At 39.1% G+C, this 12,157-nt stretch carries 14 protein-coding genes; 7 read left to right on the plus strand and 7 right to left on the minus strand.

Annotated elements, in window-relative coordinates:
• Positions 1-16 precede the first annotated feature (16 nt).
• Entirely contained in the window at positions 17-502 is a 486-nt protein-coding gene (gene trxA, locus DWW23_RS01010) for a thioredoxin (RefSeq protein ID WP_122351434.1), read from the plus strand.
• Positions 503-601: 99 nt separating this feature from the next.
• Here the strand turns inward: trxA and DWW23_RS01015 are convergent, their stop codons facing one another.
• From DWW23_RS01015 to DWW23_RS01045, 7 genes are all read right to left on the minus strand, one after another.
• Positions 602-1,738 carry a carbohydrate porin gene (locus tag DWW23_RS01015; protein ID WP_122351435.1) on the minus strand — a complete coding sequence of 379 codons (1,137 nt, stop codon included), beginning with the start codon at positions 1,736-1,738 and terminating at the stop codon, positions 602-604.
• A complete protein-coding gene (mgtA, locus tag DWW23_RS01020) occupies positions 1,705-4,359 on the minus strand; it encodes a magnesium-translocating P-type ATPase (RefSeq protein WP_187576547.1) in 2,655 nt (884 codons plus the stop codon). Before mgtA ends, DWW23_RS01015 begins: the two co-directional genes overlap by 34 nt.
• A gap of 191 nt (positions 4,360-4,550) precedes the next feature.
• Positions 4,551-4,988, minus strand: coding sequence for a hypothetical protein (locus tag DWW23_RS01025; protein WP_233564233.1), 438 nt, complete (start codon positions 4,986-4,988; stop codon positions 4,551-4,553).
• Positions 4,985-5,395, minus strand: coding sequence for a D-Ala-D-Ala carboxypeptidase family metallohydrolase (locus DWW23_RS01030; protein ID WP_122351436.1), 411 nt, complete (start codon positions 5,393-5,395; stop codon positions 4,985-4,987). The genes DWW23_RS01025 and DWW23_RS01030 overlap by 4 nt, the downstream gene beginning before the upstream one ends.
• A complete protein-coding gene (locus DWW23_RS01035; protein ID WP_075557754.1) occupies positions 5,376-5,594 on the minus strand; it encodes a hypothetical protein in 219 nt (72 codons plus the stop codon). Before DWW23_RS01035 ends, DWW23_RS01030 begins: the two co-directional genes overlap by 20 nt.
• A gap of 49 nt (positions 5,595-5,643) precedes the next feature.
• A complete protein-coding gene (locus tag DWW23_RS01040) occupies positions 5,644-6,090 on the minus strand; it encodes an HU family DNA-binding protein (protein ID WP_122351437.1) in 447 nt (148 codons plus the stop codon).
• Positions 6,091-6,127: 37 nt separating this feature from the next.
• Positions 6,128-6,574 (minus strand): HU family DNA-binding protein, encoded by a 447-nt coding sequence (locus DWW23_RS01045; RefSeq protein ID WP_122351438.1) that lies wholly within the window; start codon positions 6,572-6,574, stop codon positions 6,128-6,130.
• A gap of 334 nt (positions 6,575-6,908) precedes the next feature.
• Between DWW23_RS01045 and DWW23_RS01050 the strand changes: the two genes are divergently transcribed.
• From DWW23_RS01050 to DWW23_RS01075, 6 genes are all read left to right on the plus strand, one after another.
• Positions 6,909-7,133, plus strand: a complete 225-nt coding sequence (locus DWW23_RS01050; RefSeq protein ID WP_075557757.1) for a helix-turn-helix domain-containing protein — start codon at positions 6,909-6,911, stop codon at positions 7,131-7,133.
• Positions 7,130-7,444 (plus strand): HipA N-terminal domain-containing protein, encoded by a 315-nt coding sequence (locus DWW23_RS01055; RefSeq protein ID WP_122351439.1) that lies wholly within the window; start codon positions 7,130-7,132, stop codon positions 7,442-7,444. Before DWW23_RS01050 ends, DWW23_RS01055 begins: the two co-directional genes overlap by 4 nt.
• Before the next feature lie 9 nt (positions 7,445-7,453).
• A complete protein-coding gene (locus DWW23_RS01060) occupies positions 7,454-8,392 on the plus strand; it encodes a HipA domain-containing protein (protein WP_122351440.1) in 939 nt (312 codons plus the stop codon).
• Positions 8,393-8,860: 468 nt separating this feature from the next.
• The gene (locus DWW23_RS01065) at positions 8,861-9,796 is read left to right on the plus strand and encodes a hypothetical protein (protein WP_122351441.1); all 936 of its coding nucleotides are present in this window, start codon (positions 8,861-8,863) and stop codon (positions 9,794-9,796) included.
• A 2-nt stretch (positions 9,797-9,798) separates the two neighbouring features.
• A complete protein-coding gene (locus tag DWW23_RS01070; protein WP_122351442.1) occupies positions 9,799-10,920 on the plus strand; it encodes a hypothetical protein in 1,122 nt (373 codons plus the stop codon).
• The gene (locus DWW23_RS01075) at positions 10,917-11,951 is read left to right on the plus strand and encodes a nucleoid-associated protein (RefSeq protein WP_122351443.1); all 1,035 of its coding nucleotides are present in this window, start codon (positions 10,917-10,919) and stop codon (positions 11,949-11,951) included. The genes DWW23_RS01070 and DWW23_RS01075 overlap by 4 nt, the downstream gene beginning before the upstream one ends.
• The last annotated feature ends 206 nt before the right edge of the window (positions 11,952-12,157 follow it).

Consider the following 12,157-nt stretch of genomic DNA (forward strand, 5'->3'; position numbering starts at 1 on the left):
ATCAATTCAAATCCAAATGAACAGTAAAAAAATCTTCACATTATTAGTATTGGTCGTAGGTTTCATGACTTTATCCTCCTGCAAAGGACAAGCCAAAAACGCTGCCGGTGAAACAGAAAGCAGCCAGGAAACAACAGCCAATACACCTGTCCATATCACAAAGGCTGATTTTCTGAAAAAGATATACAATTACGAAGCCAGCCCCAACGAATGGAAATATCTGGGAGATAAACCCGCCATCATCGACTTTTATGCAGACTGGTGTGGCCCCTGTAAAATGATCGCTCCTTCTCTGGAACAACTAGCCAAAGAATATGCCGGAAAGATCGATATATACAAAGTAGATGTCGACAAGGAAACTGAACTGGCACAGGTTTTCGGAATACAAGGTATCCCGGCATTGCTGTACATCCCCATGACAGGGAAACCCCAGATGCTTCAAGGAGCATTGCCTAAAGATCAATTAAAAGAAAAAATTGAAACTATTTTACTGAAAAAGTAAAAGCATTCTATCCATAACTAAAAAAGAGGTATCCCAATAAAGGGACCAGACGCAGACGACGCAGGATTACTCCGCGTTCGTCTGCATCCGGTAAAGAAGCTAATAACTCACCGCCACCCTCAACATCGCAATATGATACCTCTCATTTCCAGTCCGTATAAAATGGAATGCCGGTTGCACGGTAAAATGATCCGACACCGTATAATTCCATGTTATTTCCAAAGCCCTCTCCCGGACATCGGAGAAAGAAGCCTGCGAAAAGATCACTCCCAAAGCATCTTCCTGTGAAGCAGAAAGTATCCCTCTGAAAACGCCACCGGCAGCCACATACCGTCGGCAGTCATTACGGTCGGACGGAGCAAAAGAATACTGTCCCAACACCCCCGCCGAATAACGTCCCGAACGCCAACACTCCTGTTCCGCAGAAAGCCAGCAGGCATAATTCACCCGCCAATGTTTTGCCGACGACGTTTCTGTCTGCGCCTGCACCTGTTCCGACGGCAAACGACAGTCAGACGCATCACCGAGACAATTGCTGCCATGTACAACAACACCCAAATTATAAGAACCATGATAACTGTTGTTTGTAGTATAACTTATTTCTGCCAAATCAAGCAAACCATCCCGGCGTGGCGCAACAGTAAAAACCGAACTTCCCCGCTTAAAAGGAAGATAAGCCTTCCCGTTATAGAGACTATTTTTTATCCCGATCTTCTCATTTATCCGATATTCCAGATGCAGACAGACAGCAGACAAAGGATAGTTCGCCAACATATAATTAGCCGATAACGTCGGATAAATTCCACAAGAACTATTCGTGAACAAGGAAGCATATGGAGTCGTAAAATAATCTTCATTCACATTCCGCAATCCCCCGAACAGAAGCACCTTTCCTATCTGCTGGGAATACCCCAGAATAAAAGGACTGAAAGGCAGATTCTCCTCTTCTATATTCGAAAAGACCTGCCTGTCCCCGGCAATCCGTTCACGGGAAGTCTTGTAGACAGAAATCGTCTGAACCTCCAACTTCCCGTTACCCCATAGCCCCAGCCATTCCATCGGTACTGTAGCACGAAGAGAAAGAAGATTCACCCAATTCAACCGCCTGCCGAAATCCGACTGTAACTCAGTTGTGTACTGAACGGATACTTCCGGCTTCTCCCGGGCAAAAACCACTTTCTCCTCGCCCATCTGCAACACTATTACAACCAGCGTGTAAACCGTTTTACGTACCATTGTTTTACGAATTGAGTCAACATACAATATCCAAGTAAAGTCGCAAGCAGCCAGGGGAAATAACTCAGCGGCAGCGGTACAAGCCCGATAGATGCACCTATCCCTGTAAACGGCAGGAGGATACCGATCGCCATGATCGCAAAAGTGGTGAGTAATACCGGCCATGAAGCCCGGCTCTGTATAAACGGTATCTTCCGTGTACGGATCATATGCACGATCAATGTCTGCGAAAGCAACCCTTCCACGAACCAACCGCTCTGGAACAAAGCCTGATGTTCCGGCGAAGTACACCCGAACACATACCACATCAACAAATAAGTCGTGATATCGAATATCGAACTTATCGGCCCGATGCAGATCATGAAACGGCTCAGATCGGAAGCATCCCACTTACGCGGCTTCAGCAAGTATTCACGGTCGACCTTATCGAACGGTATCGTCGTCTGCGAAACATCATACAACAGGTTCTGTACCAGTAAATGAATCGGAAGCATCGGTAGGAAAGGCAGGAAAGCACTCGCAGCCAGCACACTGAACATATTACCGAAATTCGAACTCGCCGTCATCTTGATATACTTCATAATATTACCAAATATCTTACGCCCTTCGAGAACACCCTGCTCCAGCACCATCAAATCCTTTTCCAGCAGAATGATATCGGCACTCTCCTTAGCAATATCGACCGCCGTATCCACCGAAATCCCGATATCCGACTGACGCAAGGCCGAGGCATCGTTGATCCCGTCCCCCAGGAAACCGACCGTATTCCCACCCTGTTGCAGTAACGTGATAATACGCATTTTCTGCATCGGAGTCAGTTTCGAATAAACCGTCGTATGTTGCAGTTCCTTCACCAGTTCCTCATCCGTCAGCTTCTCGATCTCCGGTCCCTGCAACGTATGCGTAATATCTACACCGACCTGACGGCAGACCGCTTTCACCACAGCTTCGTTATCACCGGATAACACCTTCACCTCTACACCATGCTCATGCAACTGTCGGATCGCTCCGGCTGCCGACGATTTGGGAGGATCGAGGAAAGCTAGATAACCGATCAGCACCATATCCATTTCATCCTCCACCGAGAAATCCAGCTCCTTTTCTATCCAACTCTTCTGGGCAACCGCCAGCACACGCATACCGTCACGGTTCATCCGCCCGCTTATTGCCAAAGCAATCTGCTTCAGTTCATCCGTCATCGGGCATACTTCACCGTTATATTCCACATACGAACAGATCTGCATCATCTCCTCGATCGCTCCTTTCGTGATGATCTGCCGTTTACCGTCGTTATCTTCCACGATCACCGACATGCGGCGACGGGTAAAGTCGAACGGAATCTCGTCCACTTTCCTGTATTTATCACCCAGATGTTCGAAATCCAATTCCTTCGCATGCGAAAGGATCGCCTTGTCCATCAGGTTCTTTAGCCCGGTCTGGAAATAACTGTTGAAATAAGCATGTCGCAACACACGCAGATCATCATCCTCATGTACATTGAGATATTTCTCCAACACGATCTTATCGCGCGTCAATGTCCCCGTCTTATCTGTACAAAGAATATTCATCGCCCCGAAACTCTGTATCGCATTCAGATTCTTCACGATCGTCTTGCGGCGTGACATGCTGACAGCCCCTTTTGCCAGATTGGAGGTAACGATCATCGGTAACATCTCCGGCGTAAGACCGACAGCAACCGACACGGCAAACAGAAAGGCATCGAACCAGTCCCCTTTGCTCAACCCGTTGATCAGGAACACAAACGGAACCATCACCAGCATAAACCGTATCAGTAACAAACTCACCTTATTGATTCCCCGGTCAAAACTTGTCTGCGCCCGTACCCCCGTCAGGCTTTTGGCAATCGTCCCCAGATAGGTAGAACGCCCGGTAGCAAACACCACGCCTATCGCCGATCCGCTCACCACATTCGACCCCATGAAGCAGATATCATCCAGCTCGACCACACTACCTGTCCGGTGCGTCCTGTTCCCCAGTTCCGCCCTTTTCTCTATGGCATCCGACTCGCCCGTTAACGACGACTGGCTAACAAACAAATCCTTAGATTCCACAATACGGATATCGGCAGGCACCATATCTCCGGCAGCCAGGTAAACGATATCCCCCGGCACAAGTTCAGCGATATTCACTTCCTGCCCGTCTTTTGCACCCAGGCGATAGACGGTAGCCGTATTCTTCACCATCCGTTTCAAGGCATCCGAAGCCCTGCCCGATTTCCATTCCTGCACGAAACGAAGCACCGCACTCAGCATCACCATCGCCGTAATAACAATAACGGTCACCCATTCCCTGTCTTCCGGCGCAGCCATCAGGACATCTATCACCAGCGAAACAACCGCCAATGCCATCAATATACCGATAAAAGGATTGATAAAGGTTTTAATAAACATGATCAGCCAACGGTCACGTTTTTCGCGTACGATTTCGTTAGGCCCATGAAAACGTAAACGGTCTGTAACTTCTCCTTCCGTCAGTCCCAGACGTGAAGTGTCGAAATAACTGAACACAGATTTCAGTGGTTGAGTAGCAGCCAGGAACACCCGTTCGCTGTTGAAAGAGATTGCGTTGTTGTTCTTTCTTTTCTTTCTTCTGATCCACATGATAACTCTCTTTTGTGAAGCCCCCTGCTCCCAAAGCAGGAGGTCTCCGGTTTGGTATTCGTTTTATGTCTCTCTTTTTGACAGCACAAAAGTAGAGACACCCGGCCAGACAAGCCGTTAGAGAACTATTAGAAGGGTATTAGAGAACCATTAGAATTTTACTGTTTACTTCTGTTTTCTAAATATTATACCTATATATAATTATATAATGAACAAACCAACAACATCACTCCTACCACCCACTTTGGAAAAGAAAACTTCGCCACACTATTTCCCTGAAAAGATTCCGTATCAACCGAACGGCTCTCATCTGCCGAACCGGAACTAACAACCGATTCAGCCTCTACCTTCCCCTGCTCCTTAATAGCAACGCGAGTAACAGACTGTACCCCATCCGACCGACAGCTATCGAACACGACATGCTCTATACCGATCACCTTATTACGTGAAGTCTGATACAGCTTTCGCAACAACATACTATCATTATGAAGGCTATGCACCTCCCCCTTTATCTCTCGATGTTGCACTCTACGCCACCCGGCACTACAACCGGGCAGCAAAACAACCAACAAAACCACAGAAACAAACAAATTCCTCCCTTGCATATCCACACCTATCCCTTCCTTCATTTATTAATGATCACCTGATAACGATTCTCTCCATTTACCCGAAGCGACAAATGCAGGAATTTCTTCTGCTTATAAAGAATCGCCTGATCAAAAGGCAATTTGCTAAAAAGCAACACATCCAGTAACACCTTCGGATCAGGCACATAACAATCCGCCGCCTCCCCCTTCACATGCTGGCTCGAAGGTACACCACCCACCAACCTGTTCACTTCCGGACTCCGATAACCACTTGTGATTGCAATCGGTTTCCCATAAGCAACCCGCAACGGCTGTAACAACCGTTTCACCAACTCTATCATAAGCAGCCTCACCTCAAACGACGGCTCATTCAACAACCCATTCTCCACCGCCACCCTACTATACGTCATTTCCTCCCAGGTAAAATCCCTACTTATCCTCTCTCCCATTTTGTACCGATTTTATTTTATACGAATAATCCACCCCAAACAAAGCCCCGGCAAATGTGCAAGTCTCCCCGAAAGCCACCAGCACGCTATTATGAATCTCCCCTTTCGGAGCAATCCAGAAACCGGAGAAGAGAAGTACAATCCCGCTCATCACAAGCAGGATTGCCATCACCAATTGAACAGTCAGCCTCTTTCTCATACATCCCCTTTCTTCTTACATCCCAACTGCCACCAGCCGACCGCCGACTCTATTCAATCACCGGTCTGTCATCCTCACCCGAATCTCCCTTCTTTTTCTTAGGTTTCGTATCTTCGTCCTCCTCGAACTTCACGATCTCACTCATCCAGCGCAGACTCGTTCCCGGCGAGAAGATCACACGCGCCTTCTTTATCATCGAAGCATTGAACGCCTCCTTCGTTTCAGCCCCTCCCGAACGGATCGAAAGACGGAAACTACCGAACTCACCTACCTGCACAATACTCCCCGAACGAAGTTCCAGACTCATCGCCCAGTTCAGCGAATCCAATATCGCCTTCACATCCGCACTTGACATCGCCGAACGGCTGGAGATCAACTCACACAACTTCGCCATATCGCAGTAACTCGACGACCTCGCCATCGCATAAGTCTTAACCTTGTCCTTATCATCCCCACTAAGAACCTTACGTTGTACCTTTCTGAATTTTAATGTCATAGCTTTTATACATTTAATGATTAATACTAAAACTGAATTACTCGATTTCCGGTCTGTCTCCCGACCCCGAACCTTCCTCTTTTTTCTTAGGCTTCGTAGCTTCATCCTCCTCAAACTTCACGATCTCGCTCATCCAGCGCAGACTCGTTCCCGGCGAGAAGATCACACGCGCCTTCTTTATCATTGAAGCATTGAACGCCTCCTTCGTTTCAGTCCCTCCCGAACGGATCGAAAGACGAAAATTGCCGAACTCACCCACCTGAACGATACTTCCCGAACGAAGCTCCAGACTCATCGCCCAGTTCAGCGAATCCAGTATCGCCTTCACATCTGCACTCGACATCGCCGAACGACTGGAGATCAACTCACACAACTTCGCCATATCACAGTAACTCGACGACCTCGCCATCGCATAGGTCTTAACCTTATCCTTATCATCCCCACTAAGAACCTTACGCTGCACCTTTCTGAATTTTAATGTCATAGCTTTTATACATTTAATGATTAATACGATTGTTTCCGGAGAACGAGACAAAGGTATAAGCAGGTAGATAGGCGGATATCAGCGCAAAACATTCGTGTAAAATAGTATATAATAAGACTTTAGAAGCAATCAAAATCTTAAAATACTATTTTCCACGAACCTTCACACTGATAAATCCTGGTTCTTATTTAACGTTTATCAGGAGAACAATCATTATTCTGTAGGATTATCGATACCCTTTCGGGTATTCTTTTATCAGAACCACAAAATAAATACCCTTTCGGGTATCAAATAAAAAACATTCATTATATTTGTACCCGAAGAGGTATCAAATATGAATAACTTATCATTAAATGAATACGTAAAATCAAAGCGCAAGTCGCTTGGATTATCACGTGAAGAACTTGCATTGAAAGCTGGTGTCGGTCTCCGCTTTCTACGTGAACTTGAACAAGGAAAAGAAACCTTGAAGATGGATAAAGTAAATCAAGTACTAAAACTGTTCGGAATGCAACTCGGTGCCATGCCTATGGACAGGAATAATTTAATAGAACCATGAAACAGGCTAAAATTTATATGTATAGTAATTTTGCCGGGATTCTTACAGAAGATGAAAACGGTTATACATTTATCTATAACCCTGAATATCTTGCAAGTAAAGATGCAGAACCGATCAGTTTAACAATGCCTTTGACAGATAAGCCATATACCAGCAATATATTGCATCCGTTCTTTGATGGATTGATTCCTGAAGGTTGGTTATTAGATATTGTCGAAAAAAACTGGAAAATCGACAATAGAGATCGTATGTCTTTATTATTGGCCTGTTGCAAAGATTGCATCGGTGCAGTTAGTGTTCAATCCTTTTAATACGCAATTATGGAAAGATGTTTATATTGCTATCAGCCATTAGAACAACACGAAACAGACTTTCATTCGCGATGTTCAAAAAAAATATTCGGAACAGCTACACCTCCCCTTCTTCCTTATAGTAAAGCTGATATTGAATCGCTAGCTTTAGAAGTGGTACGCTCGCAAGTTACTATCACAGGTGTACAACCCAAACTATCTGTTGATTTAAAGAAAGAAAAAGGAGGAGAAAAACGTTTTACAATTGTAGGTTTATGGGGAGGTTACATCCTCAAACCACAAACTGAACAATATGCTAACCTTCCTGAAAATGAAGACTTAACTATGCATTTAGCCAGATTAGCAAAGATAAATACCGTTCCTCATTCACTCATACGTTTTAAAGATGGTTCGCTAGCATATATTACCAAACGAATAGATCGAGACAAAAAAGGCAATAAAATACCTATGGAAGATATGTGTCAGTTAACAGAGAAACTAACTGAACAAAAATACAAAGGCTCCCATGAACAGATAGCCAGGAAGATTGTAGAGTTTTCTGCAAATCCCGTCCTGGACTTAATCAATTACGTTGAGGTTTTATTATTCTGTTATCTTACAGGTAATGCAGATATGCATCTAAAAAACTTTTCTCTCTACAAAAAGATAAAAGAATCCACACTAACACCTGCTTATGACCTCTTATCGACTAAACTGGTTATACCTGAAGACACAGAGGAACTAGCTCTCACTCTAAACGGGAAAAAGCGTAAATTAAAGAAATCAGACTTTGACAATCTACTAAAAACGATGAAAGTAGAAGATAAAGTTATCGAAAATATATATGATAAGTTTAGGAAAGTACTTCCTTTATGGTATAACTTTATAGATATATCATTTCTTCCTGAACAAATGAAAACAGACTATAAATCTTTAATAGAAGGCAGATCATTTATATTAAACAAGTGATAGCTGTATATCAAAATTTAATTTTGTCTGATAGTAATCAGTGATTTGACAAGCTCTTTTTTCATAATCCATTCTTTATTTTAGGACAAAGAAGCCTTTTACTTCCTGTTAGGCACACAGATTATGTCCATAAAAATCTTAACTACAACCTTACATAACCATCAAAGTTTAAATTTTTCATTAAATTTTAGCTCAATTACATAATAAATATTATCTTTGTAAAATAACGACTAGTATTATATCCATGAACAAATACACAAAAAAAATTAGACACTCTCTAGAACTTATAGAAGGAGTTTTAGAACTTGTAAATAAAATATCAAACTATAAAAGAAGAGAAGAGTTTGAGTTATGTTAATAAATAATACAGATCAATTAACATCAATATTACAACTACAAAAAATCATAATACTTAAAAATAAACAAGATATTGATTTTTTAGTTTAAATAACTATCATAAAGTACTACATGGGAGAATGGTCTAAAAAAATTGGAGAATATGGAGAAGACATCGTAGAGAAGTTCTTATCCATTATTGGATGGAATGATCCAGCTAAAGGAGTTGTTATACCTTGTATGAAAACAAACAATGAACATCTGAATGGAAAAGGAAAAACATGCGAAACTCATGGAATTGATTTTTTATATTCATATTCTAATCCATTAGTTGATAATCAAATAAATAATGTTGTAATATCAGTTAAATATAAAACTGAAAAATATCCTAATAGTCCTACTAAGTTATTTAAAGGATTTGTTGAGGATTTAATCATGCAACTCGAATGTTTTGATTACTCAGAGACAAAAGAACGACTATTAGATGGTAGAATGTGTAATTCTATTAATGATATTGGAGTTTTGTTCTGGTTAAATAACAAGGCTGAAAGTAATGATGATCTAATATCTATTATTTCTTCATCAAGAATAGATAGATATGCTAATAAAACTATTTATATAATGGACAACAAAAGAGTAGCATTTATTCTTGAAATAATGAAGTATATAAAAGTACAAAATCATCAATATGATTATTCCTTTTATTATCCATGTACAGGACAAAATATAAATCCAATAAATAGAACAAATACAGGGAAAATATTACCTGTAGAATATTTAAACTCTAGTATCATCCCAATAAAATTAGAAAACAAAGATAATCATAAAGAAATATGCCTTTTTATTGGAGTATTGGATAATTTTGATGAAGATGATTTTACTCGACTAATGGGATTAGCAAAAGACATATCAACATCTCTTGCCGGTCAAGTTATTATAGCATTTCCAGACTATAGCGAATTAGAACATGGAGAAGCCGTAGCAATTGCAAAACAAAAATTTCAAGAGGCAGAATATACTAAAACAGTTAAAGTCATCAATTTTAATAATCCATTAGCTTTTTTCTAATTATGAATACTAAACACAATGATATAAATAAAATCATTCCGTATGGTGAATCATTGAGAGGTTTTGTGAATCAAAAGTTTATCTCCCAATCAGAGTTACATAGAATTTTAAAAGAAAGAGGTATATTTACTTTAAACTCTGAAAAAGATTTCATTGTTCCAATATTGCAAACATTATTACTATCTCCTAAAGAATTTGATAAAATAAGAGATGCTTTTACTGCAAAAGAAGATAATGAAAAAAAAATATCAAGAGATATTAATTTTGTTTCTGATAAACAATTATTTGACCCGGAAATTTTGTCAATTAATGTAACAGATTTCATAAAAAAAGAATTACCTACATGTACATTAGAACAACCTATTAGATTTAAAAGGGTAGAAAACAATCCCAATTACCTAAAAGCAGATTTCATTATCCAAAGAAAAGATATAAATAAATCCTGGTATGAACAAACAAATCTTTTCAGAGGAAGTATTGAGTTTATCAATGATAAAGGTAAAGGGAGAGCTGTCATAACTCATACTGCACCAGAGACAAAAGAATTAGCAATATTTATCATGAATCAACAAATAAAAAAATACAAAGAAAGAAAAATTATTCCTGAAAAAGAAAAACTTAGAGAAATCATATTTAATGATTTCTCTAATGAAAATCGTTTTGTATTCTTCTATCGATTAACAAATCATCTTAAATCTGAGTTTTTTACATGTGATAATATAAAAGATATCTCTATAAAACCTGAGGACGGCACATTACCTAAAGAAATAAAATGGATGGAAAAAATGCAAAAAATAGTTTTAACAGGAGAAGCATTAGATAAAAAATACTTTATGAATGAATCAAAATATCATAAAGATTTAATTTTATGGAGTATTGATGCCTCATTTACTTATAATTACAGAGGAGAAAAAGGAAAAATGATCGTTAGTATGGGATTCCCTGATTACATGACTAGCAAAGGGAGTAAATCCGAATTTGAATTAAATATATCTTCTCTATCACCTGAAAAAACTTTAGATTCGAAAACTAGAAGAATACTGAAAGACAAATTATTATCAGAAATGGATAGACAAAAATCTATAGTTTATAATAAATATCTTGAATACAAAAGAAAAAAATGAATATAAATTTCATAGATGCGCATATGGAAAACTTTAGTCTCCACAATGTTGGAAATAAAGTTGCAGATGAAGGAATTATTTTATCCAAGAATCCAGTAATAGTAGATAGTGAAGTACATGAATTAATATCACATTATTTCTTATCTAAATTTAAATTTCAAGAGTTATATCAATTCCATCATGATATTGATTTGAAATACAATGAAGTTTATGATTTTGCATCTAAGATTTTTAGTGATTCAAATTCTTTACATGAACAATCGATCAATCTTGCTAAACATTTATATAAGCAAAGTAAACATCCTCAAATAAAAGGAGGAGATCTTTATATAGCTCTTTTTAAAAACTGTATAATTAATAATGATATAGTTGAAGCTATTGGAATATTTAAATCAGAAAATAAAGATACATTTTTAAAAGTATATCCAGTGGAAGAAAATTTTAAAATAGAAAGTCAACAAGGCATTAATATTAACAAATTAGACAAAGGATGTTTAATTTTCAATACTGAAAAAGAAAATGGTTATATTGTTGATATAATAGACACAACAAACAAAGGATTAGAAGCTAAATATTGGACTGAAGATTTCCTAAATGTCAATCTCCGAAAAGACAGTTACAATCAAACAAAAAACATGCTTACTTTATGCAGTGATTTTATATCAAAATTACCTGAAACAGAAGGAAAAATCGACAAAATATCACTGTTGAATAAAAGCAAAAATGCCTTAAATAAACCATCCATTAATATAGATGATTTTATTCATGACGTCTTTGAAAATCCAGAACTCATACAGAATTTCAAACAACATAAAGACAGATTTCAAGAAAAAAGAAATTTTCAATTTGAGAACAATTTCAACACATCTCCTCAAGCTTTAAAAAAGAAAGCTTTTGGAAACATGACAACGATTAAACTAGACGGAAATTTTGATATTAATATTCATGGTGGTGAAAAATTTATAAAACGTGGTTATGATGAAGAAATAGGAATGTTTTATTATCAACTTTTTTTTAATGAAGAAAAATAGTCGTATATAGAAATTTTCATAAATTGAATATCATATTTGATAACTTGTCACCAACACCTCTTTGTTGGTAATCTCACTTTTGTTAATATCCCACAAGCGTCCATATCTGAGCACAAATCAAAACAACCATAGCAACATGATTTATAGAAATGCGCAATCTGTACACAATCTCGGTCAAAAACAGCACCCCCCAATAAACCAAACAG

Source organism: Parabacteroides sp. AF14-59, assembly GCF_003479515.1.
Taxonomy (GTDB): domain Bacteria; phylum Bacteroidota; class Bacteroidia; order Bacteroidales; family Tannerellaceae; genus Parabacteroides; species Parabacteroides faecis.

Coding starts and splice junctions, on each gene's coding strand:
- trxA (WP_122351434.1), top strand. CDS start 17: ATGAACAGTAAAAAAATCTTCACATTATTAGTATTGGTCGTAGGTTTC.
- DWW23_RS01015 (WP_122351435.1), bottom strand. CDS start 1,738: ATGGTACGTAAAACGGTTTACACGCTGGTTGTAATAGTGTTGCAGATG.
- mgtA (WP_187576547.1), bottom strand. CDS start 4,359: ATGTGGATCAGAAGAAAGAAAAGAAAGAACAACAACGCAATCTCTTTC.
- DWW23_RS01025 (WP_233564233.1), bottom strand. CDS start 4,988: ATGAAGGAAGGGATAGGTGTGGATATGCAAGGGAGGAATTTGTTTGTT.
- DWW23_RS01030 (WP_122351436.1), bottom strand. CDS start 5,395: ATGGGAGAGAGGATAAGTAGGGATTTTACCTGGGAGGAAATGACGTAT.
- DWW23_RS01035 (WP_075557754.1), bottom strand. CDS start 5,594: ATGAGAAAGAGGCTGACTGTTCAATTGGTGATGGCAATCCTGCTTGTG.
- DWW23_RS01040 (WP_122351437.1), bottom strand. CDS start 6,090: ATGACATTAAAATTCAGAAAGGTACAACGTAAGGTTCTTAGTGGGGAT.
- DWW23_RS01045 (WP_122351438.1), bottom strand. CDS start 6,574: ATGACATTAAAATTCAGAAAGGTGCAGCGTAAGGTTCTTAGTGGGGAT.
- DWW23_RS01050 (WP_075557757.1), top strand. CDS start 6,909: ATGAATAACTTATCATTAAATGAATACGTAAAATCAAAGCGCAAGTCG.
- DWW23_RS01055 (WP_122351439.1), top strand. CDS start 7,130: ATGAAACAGGCTAAAATTTATATGTATAGTAATTTTGCCGGGATTCTT.
- DWW23_RS01060 (WP_122351440.1), top strand. CDS start 7,454: ATGGAAAGATGTTTATATTGCTATCAGCCATTAGAACAACACGAAACA.
- DWW23_RS01065 (WP_122351441.1), top strand. CDS start 8,861: ATGGGAGAATGGTCTAAAAAAATTGGAGAATATGGAGAAGACATCGTA.
- DWW23_RS01070 (WP_122351442.1), top strand. CDS start 9,799: ATGAATACTAAACACAATGATATAAATAAAATCATTCCGTATGGTGAA.
- DWW23_RS01075 (WP_122351443.1), top strand. CDS start 10,917: ATGAATATAAATTTCATAGATGCGCATATGGAAAACTTTAGTCTCCAC.